The sequence below is a fragment of the Candidatus Sulfurimonas baltica genome (assembly GCF_015265455.1).
In the GTDB taxonomy this organism is placed as follows: Bacteria; Campylobacterota; Campylobacteria; order Campylobacterales; family Sulfurimonadaceae; genus Sulfurimonas; species Sulfurimonas baltica.
In genome coordinates this window covers 2,593,599-2,610,752 of the sequence record NZ_CP054492.1, presented here as the reverse complement: position 1 = coordinate 2,610,752, position 17,154 = coordinate 2,593,599, and the positions used below count along the sequence as shown (strand labels likewise).

At 35.3% G+C, this 17,154-nt stretch carries 22 protein-coding genes and 1 other RNA gene; 14 read left to right on the top strand and 9 right to left on the bottom strand.

Features of this window, described 5'->3' with window-relative positions; genetic code table 11:
* The first annotated feature begins 352 nt into the window (after nucleotides 1–352).
* The 4 genes from HUE88_RS13105 to HUE88_RS13090 all read left to right on the top strand — a co-directional run bounded on the left by HUE88_RS13105 (nucleotide 353) and on the right by HUE88_RS13090 (nucleotide 2,896).
* Nucleotides 353–607 carry a flagellin gene (locus HUE88_RS13105; protein WP_194369653.1) on the top strand — a complete coding sequence of 85 codons (255 nt, stop codon included), beginning with the start codon at nucleotides 353–355 and terminating at the stop codon, nucleotides 605–607.
* Between the two features lie 210 nt (nucleotides 608–817).
* A complete protein-coding gene (gene fliD, locus HUE88_RS13100; RefSeq protein WP_194369651.1) occupies nucleotides 818–2,188 on the top strand; it encodes a flagellar filament capping protein FliD in 1,371 nt (456 codons plus the stop codon).
* Nucleotides 2,189–2,280: 92 nt separating this feature from the next.
* Complete coding sequence (fliS, locus tag HUE88_RS13095; protein ID WP_194369649.1) at nucleotides 2,281–2,655, top strand: flagellar export chaperone FliS; 375 nt, start codon at nucleotides 2,281–2,283, stop codon at nucleotides 2,653–2,655.
* Nucleotides 2,621–2,896: a hypothetical protein gene (locus HUE88_RS13090; protein ID WP_229860097.1), complete on the top strand. Its 276-nt coding sequence runs from the start codon at nucleotides 2,621–2,623 to the stop codon at nucleotides 2,894–2,896. Before fliS ends, HUE88_RS13090 begins: the two co-directional genes overlap by 35 nt.
* Here HUE88_RS13090 and HUE88_RS13085 read toward each other — a convergent pair.
* Entirely contained in the window at nucleotides 2,891–3,586 is a 696-nt protein-coding gene (locus tag HUE88_RS13085) for an SDR family NAD(P)-dependent oxidoreductase (protein ID WP_194369647.1), read from the bottom strand. The genes HUE88_RS13090 and HUE88_RS13085 overlap by 6 nt on opposite strands.
* Nucleotides 3,583–4,116 (bottom strand): 5'-methylthioadenosine/S-adenosylhomocysteine nucleosidase family protein, encoded by a 534-nt coding sequence (locus HUE88_RS13080; RefSeq protein ID WP_194369645.1) that lies wholly within the window; start codon nucleotides 4,114–4,116, stop codon nucleotides 3,583–3,585. Before HUE88_RS13080 ends, HUE88_RS13085 begins: the two co-directional genes overlap by 4 nt.
* A gap of 80 nt (nucleotides 4,117–4,196) precedes the next feature.
* On the opposite strand from HUE88_RS13080, the gene ffs reads away from it, so the two are divergent.
* An RNA gene (gene ffs / locus HUE88_RS13075) (signal recognition particle sRNA small type) lies at nucleotides 4,197–4,294 on the top strand.
* A gap of 35 nt (nucleotides 4,295–4,329) precedes the next feature.
* On the opposite strand, the gene HUE88_RS13070 is transcribed toward ffs, so the two are convergent.
* On the bottom strand, nucleotides 4,330–4,557 hold the full coding sequence (locus tag HUE88_RS13070) for a hypothetical protein (RefSeq protein WP_194369643.1): 228 nt from the start codon (nucleotides 4,555–4,557) through the stop codon (nucleotides 4,330–4,332).
* A 94-nt stretch (nucleotides 4,558–4,651) separates the two neighbouring features.
* On the opposite strand from HUE88_RS13070, the gene rpmI reads away from it, so the two are divergent.
* Nucleotides 4,652–4,843 carry a 50S ribosomal protein L35 gene (gene rpmI, locus HUE88_RS13065; protein WP_194372703.1) on the top strand — a complete coding sequence of 64 codons (192 nt, stop codon included), beginning with the start codon at nucleotides 4,652–4,654 and terminating at the stop codon, nucleotides 4,841–4,843.
* Between the two features lie 102 nt (nucleotides 4,844–4,945).
* Nucleotides 4,946–5,305: a 50S ribosomal protein L20 gene (gene rplT / locus HUE88_RS13060; RefSeq protein ID WP_194369641.1), complete on the top strand. Its 360-nt coding sequence runs from the start codon at nucleotides 4,946–4,948 to the stop codon at nucleotides 5,303–5,305.
* A gap of 76 nt (nucleotides 5,306–5,381) precedes the next feature.
* On the opposite strand, the gene HUE88_RS13055 is transcribed toward rplT, so the two are convergent.
* The 3 genes from HUE88_RS13055 to HUE88_RS13045 are packed head-to-tail and all read right to left on the bottom strand — an operon-like array spanning nucleotide 5,382 to nucleotide 8,317.
* Nucleotides 5,382–6,563, bottom strand: a complete 1,182-nt coding sequence (locus HUE88_RS13055; RefSeq protein ID WP_194369639.1) for a replication-associated recombination protein A — start codon at nucleotides 6,561–6,563, stop codon at nucleotides 5,382–5,384.
* 2 nt (nucleotides 6,564–6,565) lie between these two features.
* Entirely contained in the window at nucleotides 6,566–7,354 is a 789-nt protein-coding gene (locus tag HUE88_RS13050) for a pseudouridine synthase (RefSeq protein WP_229860096.1), read from the bottom strand.
* Nucleotides 7,355–8,317 (bottom strand): KpsF/GutQ family sugar-phosphate isomerase, encoded by a 963-nt coding sequence (locus HUE88_RS13045; RefSeq protein ID WP_194369637.1) that lies wholly within the window; start codon nucleotides 8,315–8,317, stop codon nucleotides 7,355–7,357.
* 82 nt (nucleotides 8,318–8,399) lie between these two features.
* Here HUE88_RS13045 and purN point away from each other — a divergent pair, with 82 nt between their 5' ends.
* Nucleotides 8,400–8,957: a phosphoribosylglycinamide formyltransferase gene (gene purN / locus HUE88_RS13040; RefSeq protein WP_194369636.1), complete on the top strand. Its 558-nt coding sequence runs from the start codon at nucleotides 8,400–8,402 to the stop codon at nucleotides 8,955–8,957.
* Between the two features lie 41 nt (nucleotides 8,958–8,998).
* On the opposite strand, the gene HUE88_RS13035 is transcribed toward purN, so the two are convergent.
* Nucleotides 8,999–10,018: a cytochrome-c peroxidase gene (locus HUE88_RS13035; protein ID WP_194369634.1), complete on the bottom strand. Its 1,020-nt coding sequence runs from the start codon at nucleotides 10,016–10,018 to the stop codon at nucleotides 8,999–9,001.
* Between the two features lie 158 nt (nucleotides 10,019–10,176).
* Between HUE88_RS13035 and HUE88_RS13030 the strand changes: the two genes are divergently transcribed.
* From HUE88_RS13030 to HUE88_RS13010, 5 genes are all read left to right on the top strand, one after another.
* Complete coding sequence (locus tag HUE88_RS13030) at nucleotides 10,177–10,911, top strand: ATP-binding protein (RefSeq protein WP_194369632.1); 735 nt, start codon at nucleotides 10,177–10,179, stop codon at nucleotides 10,909–10,911.
* A 2-nt stretch (nucleotides 10,912–10,913) separates the two neighbouring features.
* Nucleotides 10,914–12,278: an NAD(P)H-hydrate dehydratase gene (locus HUE88_RS13025; RefSeq protein ID WP_194369630.1), complete on the top strand. Its 1,365-nt coding sequence runs from the start codon at nucleotides 10,914–10,916 to the stop codon at nucleotides 12,276–12,278.
* 79 nt (nucleotides 12,279–12,357) lie between these two features.
* Nucleotides 12,358–13,137, top strand: a complete 780-nt coding sequence (locus HUE88_RS13020) for a thiazole synthase (protein ID WP_194369628.1) — start codon at nucleotides 12,358–12,360, stop codon at nucleotides 13,135–13,137.
* A gap of 56 nt (nucleotides 13,138–13,193) precedes the next feature.
* Entirely contained in the window at nucleotides 13,194–13,586 is a 393-nt protein-coding gene (locus HUE88_RS13015) for a response regulator (protein ID WP_194369626.1), read from the top strand.
* A gap of 7 nt (nucleotides 13,587–13,593) precedes the next feature.
* Nucleotides 13,594–15,615, top strand: coding sequence for a PAS domain-containing sensor histidine kinase (locus HUE88_RS13010; protein WP_194369625.1), 2,022 nt, complete (start codon nucleotides 13,594–13,596; stop codon nucleotides 15,613–15,615).
* Between the two features lie 6 nt (nucleotides 15,616–15,621).
* Here HUE88_RS13010 and HUE88_RS13005 read toward each other — a convergent pair whose 3' ends face one another.
* Nucleotides 15,622–15,954 carry a hypothetical protein gene (locus HUE88_RS13005; protein WP_194369623.1) on the bottom strand — a complete coding sequence of 111 codons (333 nt, stop codon included), beginning with the start codon at nucleotides 15,952–15,954 and terminating at the stop codon, nucleotides 15,622–15,624.
* Between the two features lie 126 nt (nucleotides 15,955–16,080).
* On the opposite strand from HUE88_RS13005, the gene HUE88_RS13000 reads away from it, so the two are divergent.
* Nucleotides 16,081–16,617 carry a YaeQ family protein gene (locus HUE88_RS13000; RefSeq protein ID WP_194369621.1) on the top strand — a complete coding sequence of 179 codons (537 nt, stop codon included), beginning with the start codon at nucleotides 16,081–16,083 and terminating at the stop codon, nucleotides 16,615–16,617.
* 23 nt (nucleotides 16,618–16,640) lie between these two features.
* On the opposite strand, the gene HUE88_RS12995 is transcribed toward HUE88_RS13000, so the two are convergent.
* Nucleotides 16,641–17,030, bottom strand: a complete 390-nt coding sequence (locus HUE88_RS12995; protein WP_194369618.1) for a NifB/NifX family molybdenum-iron cluster-binding protein — start codon at nucleotides 17,028–17,030, stop codon at nucleotides 16,641–16,643.
* Nucleotides 17,031–17,154 lie beyond the last annotated feature (124 nt).

Here is a 17,154-nt window from a genome sequence, read left to right as displayed (position 1 = left end):
TTTCTTTAGAAAATGTATTGAGATTATTACAATAGTGACTCTTTAAAACTTCTACAAGCAGGGGATTCCTCCCTTGCTATTTTTTTACTTCATAACCTTACTTCATAACTTGGAATGTTTTTTGCTTTTTATAATCTAAATACTCATTAAGGGATTTATTGTTGAGTCTGATCAAATTCGTACTAGTACTACTTTTAATGATAAACCATTACTAAGTGGTACAGGACCTCTTAATATACAGATTGGTCATAAAGCTGCTGATGCTAAAGATGTTGCGATTGCAGACACGCTAGCTGTTGGTGCTCAAGATGTTTCAACAAATGCTGCTGCCGCACAAGCTGTTATTGCTGTAATGGATACTCGTATCGGTGCACTTGACACAATTAGAGCAAATATTGGTGCGGATCAAAACTCACTTGAGTCAGTAGTTAGAAATATTTCTGTTACTCAAGTAAATGTAGAGTCAGCTCAATCAACTTTGAGAGATGTTGACTTTGCTGCAGAGAGTGCAAACTTTGCAAAACACAATATTTTAGCTCAATCTGGCTCATACGCTATGAGTCAAGCTAATGCTGTTCAACAAAACGTTCTTAAACTTTTACAATAGTAAAAGTTTTGGTCCGTTTCCTCGTAAACATGTAAATATATTACTTTAATAGTAATATATTTAATTTCTATTTTTTGTAGCTACCTGCAAAACCACATTATATTTTCAGAGATATATTTTGCCACTAATTTAAAGTAAAAAATAAAATTGTCGATTTAGTTGTTAAGAGAAAATAAAACAAACGGAATTGTTTTATTTAAAGGATATATCATGGCTATAAGTTCACTAGGTGTTGGATCAAGTATTTTAACACAGGATGTCATAGATCAGCTTAGAGCGGCTGATGATGCGCAATTTATTAATCCTATAGATAGAAGTATTTCAGCCGATAAGGCAAAACAAGATGAGTTGGATGTCGTTGATGCTCATATGACAAATCTTATAGATAGTATTAATGAAATTAAAAGTAATACTCTTTTTGATGAAAGAAGTGCAGAAGTAACAGGAACATCTGTAGAGGTTACAGCTGATGCAAATACAGATGTTCAAGATTTTACATTAAATGTAGTAAATTTAGCCACTAAACAGATAGAGCAGTCAGGAGCCTTTGCTTTAAATACTGAAACTATCGCAACAGCTGCAGGCAGTATAAACTTAAATATAGATGGCTTAGATTTTAGTATAGCATATGATGAAACTACAACTTTGGATGACTTGAAAAATGCTATAAATGATGCTGCTACAGATAAAGCAAACGCTACTGTAGTTCAAATAAGTGCTGGAGAGTTCCGTTTATTTGTAAGTTCTGCAGATACAGGGACAACGCAGGATATAACTATAACAGACAGCACCGGAAATCTTACAGATACTCGTTTGACTACTGATATGACTGCAATTCAAACTGGTGTTGACGCAAACTTTACATTTAATGGTCAGGCTATAACCCGTACTAGTAATAATATAGATGATTTAGTCACAGGCTTAAATATTACTTTAAAAGAAGTGGGCTTATCTACTGTCAGTGTGCAGCAAAATTTAGAAACTATTATGGAAAAATTTGACAGTTTTGTTGAACATTACAATGCAACAATTTCAGAATTAAATAAAATGACTACACCTGGTGAAGAGGAAGAGGATAGAGGAGTCTTCTCTAAAGAGAGCACTATTAAAAGTATGAAGAGTTCAATTGAAAGCATGGTCCTGAGTATTGGTGGCGGTGTTGGTTCAATGATTGATTATGGTTTTGATGTAGATAAAGATGGTGTAATGAGTCTAGATAAAGATTTGTTAACTGAAAAACTTAATGATAATTCAACAAATGTTGAAGCATTTTTTGCTGGGGGGACATTTACTAATCCTGATGCTTCGACTGTTTTACTAGATGGCGCATTTACAGAATTTTCAACAAAAGTAGAGAGTTATACAAAATATAATGCGATTTTAGATCAGTTTAGAGATTCTATTACACATAATATTTCCTCACTTGAAGATAGAAAAGAATCAGCTACTGCAAGACTAGAAGCTAAGTATGAAATAATGGCTAAACGATTTGCTGCATATGATTTAATGATTAGCAAGTTCAATTCAGCTTCATCAATGTTTACTCAAATGGCAAATGCTCAGACAGCAGCTTCAAATTAGTAAAGTTACTCTAAAAGGACTAAATAAAACAGTGAGATAGCCGATATATTATCATGAAAGAAACTAGTAAAGACAGTAAAAAAGGATCTAACATGTATGGTAGCGCAGCTCATAATATTTATGCACAAAATAATGTAGAGGTTGAATCTCCGGCTAAGCTGATTGAGATGCTCTATGAAGGTGTTCTTCGTTTTAATGCTCAGGCAAAAAAAGCTGTTAAAGACAAGGATATAGAAAAAAAAGTTTATTGGATAAACCGTTCTATTGCTATTATTACTGAACTTATATCTATTTTGGACCTAAAGCAGGGGAAAGTATCCAAGTACTTAGAGGGTCTTTATAACTATGAGATTCAGCTTTTGTCACAAGCAAATGTACATAATGATATAACAAAAATTGATGAAGTAAGTAATGTATTTAAAGGTCTCTCAGATGCATGGAGAGAAACGAACAATGTGGCTCACTAGGCTAAAAATAGCTATAATTGAGAAAAATACAGTTAAATTAAACGAGCTAATGGATGAACTTCCGAAGCTTGAGAGTGAGCAAGAGATAGAAGAAGCTGTTTACCTATTGAGGGAAGCTTCAGAATTAATCTATACGTTAAAAGATGAAACATCTGTTTCGATGAAACTTATAAAAAGAAATTTACAATTTTTACGTTCAACTGATATACCCACTTCAAAAAAAATAGATATTAAACTATAACTTCTTTTTAGAAATCCCAAAATTCAAACTTCTTATGGTGTATTCGCTTACAACTGCACCCTTTCTCATGCTTATTATATGTTCAACGGCATCGGCTATGTCCGAAGCTAACAGTTTTTCATCCTCTTTAGAGCTTGTTTCAAATCTAAGCTCGTCATAAAAATTTGTTTGGGTCATATCTGGATTTATATTTGTAACACTTAGTCCGCTTTTTCTTGTCTCTTCAAAAAGAGAGTCGCTAAAAGCTTTTAGTCCAGCTTTTGTTGCAGAGTAAACCCCCGCAAACTTACTCGCTTTTATAGCCTCAATACTACTTATGTTTATAAGATAGCCACTGTTTTTTTTCAAATTTCTCAGACAAGCATTAGTAAGTAGCATTGGTGCTGTGAGATTAAGATAAACCATATCTGCAATAGTTTTGGTGCTTAACTCCTCATGAGGCTCAAATCTTCCAAATCCAGCGCAGTTAATCAGCATGTAGATATCCTCTTGTGCAACACTCTTACATGTAAAGATTGTTAAATCTGAGTTTGATAGATCAGCCTTGAGTGGTATAAAGTTTTCACTGCTAAAATCTGCATTATCAATACCTCTGCTGATTCCAATAACCGCATATCCAAGTTTCAAAAGTCTTAAACTAATCTCTTTTCCTATTCCGCTACTAGCTCCAGTTACAACAATTTTTTTCAACTTTGCACCTTTTTCATAATCTCATCTATTGCGTTAAATATTAGTAATTTAGTCTTCTCTTTTGTAACTTGCTTAGGCTCAAAGTGATCACTAACAACTTTGTACATGTAGATGTTTTTCATCTCTTTTGTGGCCTCATAAAAACCAAATGATTCCATGTCTACAATAGCAAAGTTCTCTCTATCAACTTCACTATCTTCACAGTTAATTACATGTAAAGTATTTTCATTTATCACAAAGTTTTCATTTTTGTATATTACAGAAGCAATCTCTACAAGCTCACCAATTTTGTACTTTTTATTTGCACCACAAATACCAATATTTAAAAAAATATCATCTTCATTTGGTTTAAATTTTTCAATAATTTTAGCTGTAGCAATTTTTGCATTCAAGACTCCAACTCCGCTAACAATCAGAGTCATATTTTCATTTACATGTAGAGTAAAATTTTCAAGTTTTGTTTTTGTAAGTTTGTATTTATCTACAAAGGCTTGGGCTTCAGGTTTTAATGCGATTATGATATATAACATGCAATATTGTACCCGATTTGTAATAATTTCAAGTCAACTCTTTGTAATTTCAGCTTTTTTGGCTACAATTTCAACGCTCTTCTTTAGACCTGTGCAATGGTGTTTTAGGATACTGTGTCAGGGTAGGAATACAGCAGCACACCTTAAAGTGTTATGTGCCGCAGGTATCTGGGGAAGGGTACTCTCTCTCAATAAAAATCATAAAATAAATTTTCAATCTTCTCTATGTTTAGATATTCCACATGGCTGATTTAGTTTTGGTGGATTGTTTTTTAAGTATGTTAAATCATCCAATGTTTGAGTTAAGACTCTTTTTACCTGAAGCTTAGGAAGCATTAGATTATCTTTTTCATTTAGTGGAATACTCCAATCCAACAATATTTCCTCAACTTCTTTATCTAACTCTTTTAGCGCATTTTCTATGTGTTTAATTGAATTCATGTCACTAGTATAACAAAAAATAAAGAATATTTGGGTATAATTGCGCTCTCAAAGTACGCTTATGTGTGCGGAGAATTTTATGAAGGAGTTATCGATGCCAAAAATGAAATCAGTTAAAGGCGCTGTAAAGCGTTTTAAAGTTAAGAAAAATGGCACTGTTAAACGTGGTACAGCGTTTCGTAGTCATATTCTAACTAAACAAGATGCAGGCACTCGTCGTGATCAAAACAGCTCAAAAGTTGTTTCTAAAGCGGATGAAGCAAATATCAAGGCTATGATTAACTAATTTTAGTTATATCATAAATCTCCAGATAATATCTGGGCAAGACCACCAAATAAGTGGCACCTTCATCACAAATTAGTGAGTGGGTAAAGAAAAAGGAAAGAAATGCCAAGAGTAAAAACAGGTGTTGTTCGTAGAAGAAGACACAAAAAGATTTTAAAATTAGCGAAAGGTTTTTACAGCGGACGCCGTAAACACTACCGTAAAGCTAAGGAACAAATTGAACGTTCATTAGTATATGCACACCGTGACCGTAAGCAGAAAAAACGTGATTTCCGTAGTTTATGGATTGTACGTATTAACGCTGCTGCTCGTCTTAACGGTATGAACTATTCAACGTTTATGAATGGACTTCACAAATCTGGCATCGAGCTTGATCGTAAAATTCTTGCTGATATGGCGATGAATGATGCAGCAGCATTTACTGCAGTTGCAACAGCATCTAAAGCAGCATTAGCTTCATAAGCTAAGAGCAAAGTGTAACTTTTGTTACACTTCACTCTTCACACAAATAGTACCCACCAATTAAAGCTTTTTATTTTTAAATATTAGTAATGCTTATTATCCAATCTTTCATTTTCTTCTCATAACCAATATCTTTAAGCTCAACAAACTTCAAATATTTTGACATGTAGCTCTGTTTTACAAAGCCTCCAAAATCATGAGGGTATAAATAGCCATCTCCATGCTGTCTTAGATGCTTTGGAATCTCTAGCATCACCCCATTGTTTACAGCGTTTAAAGCTTTGTTGATTGCTTCATAAGCTGAATTTGACTTTGGTGAGGCACAGAGATAAATCACAGCTTGAGCTAAAATAATTCTGGCTTCAGGATAGCCTATTTTAGAGACGCTTGTCATGGCGGATGTTGTAAGTGTTAAAGCTTGAGGATTTGCATTTCCTATGTCTTCGCTGGCTAAAATAACTAGTCGTCTGGCTATAAACTCAGCACTCTCCCCACCATCTATAAGTCTCGCAAGATAGTATATACCAGCATCAGCATCAGAGCCTCTAATGGATTTAATCATAGCACTTGTTAGGTCGTAATGAACACCGGCTTCACTGCTTCCTGCAGAGAGAGCATTTGGTCTTAAAGATTTTAAAATATCAAGTGTTATATTTGTATTTATATTTGAAGAAAATTCTAAAAGTTTTAGCATCGCTCTTGCATCTCCACCGCTACTAGCAATCAAATACTCTTTGGCATCATCAGTACATGTAAGCTCAGAATTTTCCAGTGCAATATCTAAAAGTTTAAAAAGTGCTTCGTTTGATATGTGATGAAGTTCAAAAAGCATAGAGCGGGAACGGATGGCAGATGTTAGTGAAAAGAATGGATTTTCAGTTGAAGCTCCTATGATTAAAACAGAGTTGTTTTCCATAACAGGAAGTAAGACTTCTTGCTGGTTTTTAGCCAAACGATGAACTTCATCTATAAATATAAGAGGTTTTTGTAAAGCATTTCTATACTGCTCAAAAATTTTTCTAAGTTGTTCTATTTTTAAAGAGGTGGCATTAAACTCATAAAATGGCATATCCATTTTTTTAGCAATAATTCTAGCAATTGAAGTTTTTCCACACCCTGCAGGACCAAAGAAAAAACTATGCCCAAGAACGCCCTTTTCACACAATACCCTAAGCGGAGAGGTTGGAGAACTAAGATGCTCCTGCCCAACTAAATCATCAAAGCTTTTTGGTCGTAAAAGGTGTGTGAAATCTGACAAGGCTACTTCTCGCCACGCTCTCTTTTGAGTTTTTGTTCTGCTTTCATAAAAGTAGTTAGAGCCGAGTATTCGCTTCTAGATAAAAATCTTGTTTTCCCAGTTGGAAGATTATTTAACTCTACCTCTGCAAAACTAATTCGTTTAAGGTCTGCAACATCAGTTCCAAAGTGGGCAAAGAATCTTCTGATTTCACGGTTTTGACCCTCAGAGATTGCTATTTTTAAAACAGAGTAGTTATGTTCGCTCTTTTGGATCTTATAACCTATAAAAGGTGCAAACGTCATTGAAGTGATTTTTGAGTGTGAGTGTCCACCGGCAGTAGCATCATCAATAGTCATACCATTCATCATAGCGCTCTCCATTTCAGAAGTGATTTCGCCTTTGATTTTCACCTTGTATATTCTCTCTAGGTTGGAGTTCATAAGAGCAGTCGCGATTTTAGAAGCATCCGTAAGAAGTAAAACACCCTCGGTTGCGTAGTCTAAACGCCCAACAGGGATAAAGTGTTTGTACTGCTTATCTAATCCGTCATATATTGTTCTTCTACCTTTAGGGTCACTCTTTGTTACAAGCTCACCCTTTGGTTTGTTATAGACTATAACAGTGTATTTATCTCTAGGAGTGATTTGTTTTCCGCTTACGTAAACTATATCATCCTTTTCATCAACTTGTGTTGCGGGGTTGTCTTGAATTTCACCGTTGACTCTTACATAGCCATCTTGAATGGCTTTGTCAGCCTCTCTTCTTGAGTAGCTTGAGTGGTGGGCAATGTATTTATTTAATCTCATCATTTATGAAATACCTTTTTCTATCAAAGTATGGATGTGAAGCACACCTTTTACTTTTTTATCTTTATCTGTTACAACTAAAAGTTGTATCTTCATCTCTTCTATAGCTACAAGTGCTTCACTTGCAAGTATATTTTCATTATCTATTGTTCTTGGATTATGAGTAGCATATTTGTAAACTTCATCTTCAAGTGAAAAATCTTCGCTTAAAAGTGCTCTACGAATATCACCATCACTTACAAGTGCCAACAGTCTGTTCTCGCTGTCTGTAACTAGTACAGTTCCAAGCCTACCTTCGCTAATCTTAACAATGGCATCTTTTAATTTTGTATCTGAACTTATAATTGGTAAATCTTTAGTTCTCATCAGGTCACTAACTTTTACAAATAGCTGTTTTCCTAAAGCTCCACCAGGGTGAAACGAAGCAAAATCACTTTTTTTGAAATCTCTAGCCTTCATTAGACAAACCGCAAGAGCATCACCTAAAGCTAAAGTTAAAGTTGTTGAACTTGTCGGTGCAATATTTAGAGGACAAGCCTCTTTTTCAACCACTACATCTATAACTAAATCGCTATATTTTCCAAGTGTTGAATTCCTGTCTCTTGTCATACCGATAAGAGGAGTGTTGAACCTTTTTACATGTGGAAGTATTGAGCTTAGCTCCTCACTCTCTCCGCTGTAGCTAATTGCGATAACAACATCTTCTTTGCCAATCATGCCTAAGTCACCGTGAAGCGCCTCAGTAGGATGTAAAAAAAAGCTAGGAGTTCCAGTTGAAGCGAAAGTAGCAGCCATCTTTGCGCCGATTAGTCCAGATTTTCCAACACCAGTAATAATAAGTTTACCACTACATGCAAGTATAATCTCAACCGCTCTGTCAAAAACGTCATCTATCTTTTTTGCACTCTGTAAAAGAGTGTTTGCTTCAATCTCTAAGGTCTCTTGTGCGATTTTTTTATAATTCATAGCGCAATTATACCCTTTTTGTCTTCATTTTTTGGTACATGTAGATATAATTTTATTGCATAAAAAATAGGAAATTATTAAAATGAAAAAAATTGTTATACTCTTTAGCGGTGATGGCTTTAATGCACAAAATATTGTTCAGTCGCTGCATAAAAAAGAGTGCTTTGTTACATGCGGAATTACAAATAACAAAGATGCGAGAGGTATAGAGAAGCTAACTCTGCTCGGTGTAAAAACAGAGGTTTTGCAACATGTGGATTTTGATTCAAGAGAGAGCTTTGACGCTGAGCTCGTAAAATTAATAAATTCATACGCTCCTGATTTGGTTGTGCTTAGCGGATTTATGAGAATACTATCTTCTGTTTTCACTTCAAATATCAAAGCAATAAATCTTCACCCTTCTTTGCTGCCAAAATATAAAGGCGCCAAAGCAATAGAGAGAAGTTTTGCGGGGGAGAGTGATAGGTGTGGAGTGAGCGTGCATTGGGTAAGTAGTGAGCTTGACGGCGGAGATATAATCTTGCAAAAAGAGTTTATCCGCAGTGAGAACGAGACTTTGGAGAGTTTTTCAAAAAAGATAAAAGAGCTAGAGTATGAGTTAATGCCAAAAGCAATTGTGAAAGTTTTTAGCGAAGAATAGAGCTACTTGTATACCCAAGAAGGGTATAAAAATAGGAGTGGCTAGTTAAGGTCCGGTTTAGGGGTAGTGCTTGTTGAAGCTGGAAGCATAGGGATAGAGAGAACAGGTTTTCTCCCATCTAATGCTTTTAAGAACTCCTCTATAGAAGAAGCTTCTTTGTCGCTGATTTTTTCACCCACTTGAATACGACCCATCTCAACTATTGCCTCTTGTAAATTCCAAACTTTTCCATTATGAAAGTATGGTGCAGTTTGTGTGATATTTCTAAGTGTAGGTACTTTTACCATACCATTTTCGTTACCCTTAAAATCACCAACATTTTGGTGAATGTAAGTTCCTGTAATGTTAAAAGCATTCATCTCTCCGCCTAATGCAACGCCGTTGTGACAAGTTGCACAACCTTTATCTATAAAGGTTTTAAGACCAGCTTTTTGAAGAGGAGTCATCGCATCATCTTTACCGTTTAAGTAGTCATCATATGCGGATGGAGTGACAAGTGTTCTCTCAAAAATGGCAATCGTATCTGTAACTTTTTCAAAGCTTATCTTTACGTCATCTCCGTAAGCAAATTTAAACTCATTTACATAGGCAGGGATAGAGGTTACAGTTGCAACTACATGCTCTTTTGTTGCTGCCATTTCAGGATGGGCTTGAATTGGTCCTTGTGCCTGTTTTTCTAAGTCAGGGTCACGACCGTCCCAAAACTGAGAAGAAAAAAATACTGAATTATAGACAGTCGGTGAGTTTAAGTGGTGTGGATTTGAAGCCCATTTATGACCGACTGCCGCACTTATCCCATCATCTCCACCCTCGCTAAGGTTATGGCAACTGTTGCAACTGATAAAACCACTCTTGGACAATCTTGGGTCAAAGTACAATTTTTTACCAAGTTCAATCTTCTCTTTAGTGATTGGATTTTTTGGATTGTCAATCAACTTTAAAAGTTCAGTTTCAGAACTAGGTATTGGCAGTAAACCTGCATTTTTTGCATTATCAGACAAGCCAGAAGCGAGAAGCGAAGCTGTAGCAAGAGCTAAGGAGAGAAGAGTTTTTGAGTACATATGATTTCCTTATAAATATTATTTGCGAATTGTATAGCTAATTTGCTTTATGAAATATAATTTTTTTATATTAGATTTAAAGCGTATGTAAAATTAAACTTTTTTATTCTTTTTTATAAGATATAATATTTGTTAAAAACTTTATCCAGAGGCATAAAATGAGAGATAGACTAGGGAAATACGAAAGCAGTATAAATACGTTGAGACTAGAGGAGAGATCACTTCGATACAACACTCTAATTTTAGGGGAAGAGGGTTCTGGCAAAACAAATCTGGCATGCAAAATAAGAAATTTTGTTATTGACAGCGATGTTCCGACTTTATATCTTGATTTTTCAGACTCAAACGAGGATAATATTGAGTTAAGATACAAAGACGAGCATTTTAATTATATAAGGTTTGATGAGAGTGAATCATTTAAAGATGAATTAAACAAGCTAATAGCTGAGAAAAAACATATATATATGTCTGTTAACCCTAACTATTTCTCCAACAAAAGAGATATCAAAAGCAAGCTTACACAGGTACTTCAAACACAAGAGCTTTTGGACAATTATTATTACTTTTTTCATGATATTGAAAATCTAAATGGCTTTTATACAAAATTTGAGGACTTTTTGCTTTACATGCTTGGCTTTTTAAATCTAAAAAAATATGGGTTCACTTTTTTGACTCAGCCTCACAGTATCTTTGAAAATCCTCAGTTAAAGCTTTTATTTACGTTTTTATATTTGGGAAAATGTTCGGATCTTGAGTCTTTTAACACAAAAAGGTTGAAAAAATTACCAAAAAATAGATTTTTTTATCAGTACAGAACGGACTATCACACTCTACTTTTTAACGACATTAAGAGCAATGTGGTTCAGATAGATGAGTATATTTTTGAAGAGTAGATGTGCAAAAACTTTTTGAAGAGGTAGCTACTTTAGATAAAAGATGCTACGAAGAGTTCTTTCTAAATGAAGATATTTTGATGGAACATGCCGCCAACGGTATAGCTGAGTATATTCGTTCAAAATTTTCAAAGGGCGCAAAAGTGTTATTTGCATGTGGAAGCGGAAATAATGGCGCCGACGGCATCGCATGTGCAAGACTTCTACATGTAGAGTATGACGTATCGATTTTTTATGCTAAAAAACCAAGCTCTAAAATGGCACTTCTTCAAGAGGAGCGTGCCAAAAGTATCGGTGTTAAAGAGTCCAAAAAACTTGAAGATTGTGATGTATTAGTCGATGCAATAGTTGGAACAGGTTTTAGTGGTGAACTTAGTGATAACTTAAAAAATATAATAAGCGAGATGAATTCGTCTAATGCTTTTAAAATCGCTTGTGATATCCCATCTGCCTTTAAATTTAGAGCAGACGTAACTCTTACAATGGGTGCTTTGAAAAGAAACATGTTCCTAGATTCAGTAAAAGAGTTTATAGGAGAGATAAGAGTTTTAAATTTAGGTCTCAGCAGAGAGCTGTATGAAAAAAGCAGCAACTGGAATTTACTTGATTTAGATGACTTAACTCTTCCATTTAGAACTAAAGAGGATTCACACAAGGGAAGCTATGGACATCTGGCACTGGCATGTGGAGATAAAAGTGGAGCAGGGATAATCAGTGCTCTGTCTGCTTTGAGATTTGGAAGCGGGTTGGTTACCCTTGTCGGATTTGAAGATATAAATATTCCACATACCATAATGTACTCACATGAAGTTCCAAAAAATGCAACTGCCATAGCAATCGGTATGGGCTTGGGAGAAGAGTTTAGCGACAAAGAGTTGGCTAAATTTTTAGACAATGAGTTACCTTTAATCGCAGATGCAGATATATTTTACATGTCAATAATTTCAGATATTTTAAAGAGAAAAAATGTAGTTATAACTCCACATGTAAAAGAGTTTATCTCACTTCTCAAAATAACAAAGATAGCAGATATAAGTGTAGAAGAACTACAAAAAAACCGTTTTAAATATGTAGAAGATTTTTGTAAAGTGTTTCCACATGTAACACTTATCTTAAAAGGGGCAAATGTAATTATAGCCAATGGTAATAAGTTTTATATAAATCCTCATGGAACTTCTGCTTTGGCAAAAGGCGGCAGCGGCGATGTTTTAAGTGGTTTAGTGGGTTCACTTCTTGCTCAAGGACATGATTGTTTTTTTGCTGCTATAAACGGCTCTTTAGCACATGTGAAACTGGCGCTAAACTACAACGGTTCTAATTTTTCACTTACTCCGGATGACCTGATAGAGGGTATAGGTAAACTATAAGATGGCTTATGTTATAAAGGCACTAAAGCTAGGTTTATACGAACCAAAAAACAATAAAAACAATAAAGGAAAATAAATTATGGACAACATTTTAAAAATTGGAAAATATGAACTAGGTTCTCGTTTGATAGTTGGAAGTGGAAAATACAAAGATTTTCAAACAACAAAAGAGGCAACACTAGCAAGCGGGAGTGAACTAATAACAGTTGCGGTTCGTCGTTTAAATATTACAAATCCAGACCAAGAGAATCTTCGTGATACTTTTGCCGGAACCAATGTAAAATTTTTACCAAACTCTGCCGGCTGCGTAACAGCAGAAGAGGCTATAACTACTTTTCGTTTGACTCGTGAAGCTACCGGTATTGACTTAATAAAACTCGAAGTTATCGGAGACACTCAAAAAACACTTTATCCTGATGTTATAGAGACTATCAAAGCTTGTGAAATTCTATCTAAAGAGGGTTTTACTATTATGGCTTATACTTCAGATGACCCTATAATGGCAAAAAGACTTGAAGATGCCGGTGCACATGCGATTATGCCACTTGCTGCTCCTATTGGGAGTGGCTTGGGTATTCAAAACCCTTACAATATAGTTTTTATTCGCGAAGCTGTAAACGTGCCTGTAATAGTTGATGCAGGAATAGGGTGTGCGAGTGATGCTGCATACGCCATGGAACTTGGAGCTGCGGGTGTCCTTACAAATACGGCAATCGCTCAGGCACAAAATCCGATGTTTATGGCAGAGGCTATGAAACATGCAGTTATTGCCGGACGAATGAGTTACTTAAGTGGAAGAATTCCAAAAAGACCTTACGCAACAGCATCTTCTCCAATAGATGGAATGATACAGTTTTAGTTTGTTTAATGGTTCTATTGGCTAATATACTGTGATAATATAATCGGAGTTAGACTTTGAGAGATAATTTAAAAGAACTTATAAAAATCACTAAAACTTTAAAACTACTGTATGTAGAGGATGATAAGCAAGTGAGAGATTCTACTCTCGAAATGTTAAACAACTTTTTTAGTGATATAGTTATAGCAATGGATGGACAAGAAGGTCTTGAAAAGTTCAATGAAAATCAGTTTGATTTGATTATCACAGATATGCAGATGCCTAATTTAAATGGTTTGGAGATGCTAAAAAAGCTAAATTCAAGAGTGCCATCTTTAGTTCTATCTGCATATGATTTTGGAAGTCAAGTGAGTAAATACGGAGTTCATGATTATATACTAAAGCCATTGGAATCAGAACAGTTTATTATGGCACTCCATAAAGTAGTCGAAAAAATACAACAAAAATAGGGTATTTATGGAATTAAAACTTAAAAACATCATTGAAGCTCTGAAGAACTCCTCAGGGCAACAGTTTTTTGAGAAAATAGTTCTTAGTTTGGCTTCTACCATTGATGTCGAGTATGTTTTCATTGCCCGCCTTGATGACAAACACAACAACTCCTCAACAATTGCCCTTGCCGCAAAAGGCAAAATTGTCGATAATTTTGTATATGATTTAAAAAATACACCCTGCGCTGATGTCAGCGATAACACTGTTTGCTGCTTTACACAGGGGATAACTAAACTTTACCCTAAAGACCAACTTCTAATAGATATGAATATTGAATCCTATATAGGTACTCCATTGCAAGACTCCAAAGGTAATGTTATGGGGATAATAGTAGCTCTCTCTGAGAAAAAAATAGAGAATGAAGATTTTATTAAAACACTCTTTGAAGTTTTCTCGGGGCGAATAGCCGTAGAGTTGGAGAGAGAAATACTTGAGGCTAGCAACCGTGAGTATAAAGAGCGCTTAGAGTTGGCATTGGAGGGGAGCAGTGACGGATTATGGGATTGGGGCTTAACTACCAATGAGCTGTATCTATCTCCTAGATGGAAAGATATGCTTGGATATAAAGATGATGAACTCTCTAGTGAGTTTTTAACATGGAAAGATAACGTCCATCCAGAGGATATTGAAGAGATTTTGCATAAAGTTGACTCTTATCTAGGACACAAGACAACTGTTTTTGAACACACTTTTCGGATGAAACACAAAGATGGCTCATGGGTGTGGATTTTAGGACGGGGCAAGGCTCAGTTTGACAAAGATGGGAATCCTTTTCGTTTTAGCGGAACACACAGTGATATAACGAAAGAAAAAAACTTAGAAATTAAGCTAAACGAAGCAAACAATTCGCTTGCATCCAAGGTTCAGGAGCAGACTAAAGAACTTCAAGAATCAAAAAATTTCCTTGAAACTATTTTTAATACTACAAAAGAGAGTATAGCTATTTTAGATTTGAACTCTAATTTTTTATTTGTTAATGACGCATATGAAATAATGACCGGTTTTACAAAAGCAGAACTCTATACTACATCATGCATTGAGCTCACAGTTGCTGAGATGATAGAAGAGTCAAAGAAAGTTCTAGCAAAAGTAATTAAAGATGGCTATTATGAAGGTTATGAAAAAGCCTGTATTACGAAAAACAACGGGCTAATTGATGTGAAAATGAACATTAGTCTTATGCCTGGTGGGGACAAGCTTCTCTCTGTAGTTCGGGATGTAACAATAGAAAATATCCTAAAAGTAGAAAGATTAGTGCAGGAGAATAGGTTTATTGAGCAGTCTCGTCTTGCTCAGATGGGGGAGATGCTTAGTATGATAGCCCATCAATGGAGACAACCTCTCGGTGCAATTTCTTCAACAGTTGTAAATTTGCAAATGAAAATTGAGTTGGAAACATTTGACTTGGAGACACAAGAGGGCAGAGATGCTTCTTCTAAATATTTTTATGACAGGCTTGTGAAAATAGAGGGCTTTGTTAAAACTTTAACGGAGACTGTAGATGATTTTAGAAATTTTTATAAACCCAATAGGGAGTCCGTAGAAGCAACCCTTCAGGAGGTGGCGATAAAAGCACTGTCTATTATTAAAGATTCCCTAAAGAGTGATAATGTAGAGTTGATATGTGTATATAACTCTAGCGCTAAGCATAAAATACATGTTAATGAGATGATGCAGGTTGTCTTAAATATATTGAAAAATGCACAAGATAACTTTAAAGAAAAGCATATAAAAAACCCTCAGATTATAATTATTACGGAAAAAGAGAGTATCTCTATCTGTGATAACGGTGGAGGAATATCTCCCGAGATAATGGATAAAATTTTCGATCCATATTTCTCTACAAAAAGTGCAAAAAATGGAACAGGTTTGGGACTTTACATGTCAAAAAGAATTATAGAAGAGCACCATAAAGGTTCATTAAATGTCTACAATAAAGGGGGTGGCGTCTGCTTTAATATACGCTTACATGCGCCGAGTATATAAAATAAGTTAAATAGAATCAGAACCTTTTTGAGTTAAGACTAGTGTGACCCCATCCTCTTTTACTTCGATTAAGCCATCACGCTTTAGTTCATTCATGGCTTTTTCTAAGGCATCATTTTGTTTTGCATCAAGTTTAGTTAAAATGTTTTTTACAACATCCTGCTTGCTCATAATCTGTCCAACGTTATTGTTTTTTTTAAACCAGTTTATAAACATCTCTTTAACCTCGTTTTTCGGGGCTACGTCAACTGTTTTATTTTTAGGTGGAGCTTTTCTTTTACTATTGTGGGGTGCAGATTTTACACTGTTGTTATAATTTTTTTTAATAGGTGTTTTCATACTTGGCCTTCACTGCTTTGTCATTAAATTTATGGCGGTATTGTCACATAATTTTACTAAAAAGATAGAATAAAAACTCTATTACTGTATACTCTCAATTATTATAGAACCAAAAAAAGGAATTATATGGCTGCAAAAGCTACTATTTACAAGGCTGCGCTTAACATCGCCGATATGGACCGTAATTATTACGCAGAGCATAACTTTACACTCGCTAAACACCCGTCGGAAAATGACTTGCGTCTAATGGTAAGATTGAGTGCCTTTGTTTTTAATGCTGATGAGAGCTTGGTGTTTTGTAAGGGGATTTCGCAGGATGATGAGCCTGATTTGTGGCAGAGGTCTTTAGACGGTGAGATAAAGTTATGGATAGATTTAGGTCAGCCTGATGAGAAACGTATTAAAAAAGCTTGCGGACGCTCAGAGAAGGTTATACTGTATACATATCAAGACGGTGCCGCATTAGCATGGTGGAAACAGGCAGAAAAAGCCCTTAAGCGTTTTAAAAACCTCTCCGTTATTTATCTTAGCATTGATGGGGATATAGAGCAGTTGGTTGAGAGGACAATCTCTTTGCAGTGCAATATGAGTGACGGCGAACTTAGCCTTATAGGCGAAGAGAGCAGTGTAACAATCAGACAAGAGAGATGGAAGGAAGCCTAGACTCCCTCTTCGAATGAGAAAAATTATTTAATAAATTGAGAAGAGACTTCTTTTAAAATAGAGTCTGCCTGAGATGAATCACCGCTGTATTTTACAATCTTAACACCATGTGAGTTCATTGTGTTTGCAGTGTTTTTACACGCTCTTGCAACGACAATATAGTCGCACTCATCAAGAACTGTTCCCATTCTCTCATGTTGAGCTACATGCGCTGCATCGTCACCGTCATGGGCACAGCTGTGTTCCTCGTCATTGTAGTCAATGTCAGTTCTTGGATTGTTTTTTACAACTTCCAATTTAAAAGATCTAAACATTCCTGTTCCGTTCATATTGTATATAGCAAACTTCGGAGTGTGTCCAGCGTTGCCAAAAAATTCTAAATTTTCATCTTTTACCGGAATAGCTATTTTCATTATATTTCCCTTCGTTATATTTATGCAATTGTAGCACTTTTAATGATTAACTATCTAACGCTAATTGAAAATTGTGACATTTAGAAGTTTTGGATAAAATAGCGCAAGCGGTTATAATAACGTT

What these genes read in the sequence shown, in the direction of transcription:
- HUE88_RS13045 (WP_194369637.1), bottom strand. Translation starts at nt 8,317, where the DNA reads ATGAATTATAAAAAAATCGCACAAGAGACCTTAGAGATTGAAGCAAAC.
- HUE88_RS13010 (WP_194369625.1), top strand. Translation starts at nt 13,594, where the DNA reads ATGGAATTAAAACTTAAAAACATCATTGAAGCTCTGAAGAACTCCTCA.
- HUE88_RS13005 (WP_194369623.1), bottom strand. Translation starts at nt 15,954, where the DNA reads ATGAAAACACCTATTAAAAAAAATTATAACAACAGTGTAAAATCTGCA.
- HUE88_RS13020 (WP_194369628.1), top strand. Translation starts at nt 12,358, where the DNA reads ATGGACAACATTTTAAAAATTGGAAAATATGAACTAGGTTCTCGTTTG.
- HUE88_RS13090 (WP_229860097.1), top strand. Translation starts at nt 2,621, where the DNA reads ATGCATGGAGAGAAACGAACAATGTGGCTCACTAGGCTAAAAATAGCT.
- HUE88_RS13105 (WP_194369653.1), top strand. Translation starts at nt 353, where the DNA reads ATGGATACTCGTATCGGTGCACTTGACACAATTAGAGCAAATATTGGT.
- HUE88_RS13080 (WP_194369645.1), bottom strand. Translation starts at nt 4,116, where the DNA reads ATGTTATATATCATAATCGCATTAAAACCTGAAGCCCAAGCCTTTGTA.
- rpmI (WP_194372703.1), top strand. Translation starts at nt 4,652, where the DNA reads ATGCCAAAAATGAAATCAGTTAAAGGCGCTGTAAAGCGTTTTAAAGTT.
- HUE88_RS13035 (WP_194369634.1), bottom strand. Translation starts at nt 10,018, where the DNA reads ATGTACTCAAAAACTCTTCTCTCCTTAGCTCTTGCTACAGCTTCGCTT.
- HUE88_RS13000 (WP_194369621.1), top strand. Translation starts at nt 16,081, where the DNA reads ATGGCTGCAAAAGCTACTATTTACAAGGCTGCGCTTAACATCGCCGAT.
- HUE88_RS13050 (WP_229860096.1), bottom strand. Translation starts at nt 7,354, where the DNA reads ATGATGAGATTAAATAAATACATTGCCCACCACTCAAGCTACTCAAGA.
- rplT (WP_194369641.1), top strand. Translation starts at nt 4,946, where the DNA reads ATGCCAAGAGTAAAAACAGGTGTTGTTCGTAGAAGAAGACACAAAAAG.
- fliS (WP_194369649.1), top strand. Translation starts at nt 2,281, where the DNA reads ATGTATGGTAGCGCAGCTCATAATATTTATGCACAAAATAATGTAGAG.
- purN (WP_194369636.1), top strand. Translation starts at nt 8,400, where the DNA reads ATGAAAAAAATTGTTATACTCTTTAGCGGTGATGGCTTTAATGCACAA.
- HUE88_RS12995 (WP_194369618.1), bottom strand. Translation starts at nt 17,030, where the DNA reads ATGAAAATAGCTATTCCGGTAAAAGATGAAAATTTAGAATTTTTTGGC.
- HUE88_RS13070 (WP_194369643.1), bottom strand. Translation starts at nt 4,557, where the DNA reads ATGAATTCAATTAAACACATAGAAAATGCGCTAAAAGAGTTAGATAAA.
- fliD (WP_194369651.1), top strand. Translation starts at nt 818, where the DNA reads ATGGCTATAAGTTCACTAGGTGTTGGATCAAGTATTTTAACACAGGAT.
- HUE88_RS13030 (WP_194369632.1), top strand. Translation starts at nt 10,177, where the DNA reads ATGAGAGATAGACTAGGGAAATACGAAAGCAGTATAAATACGTTGAGA.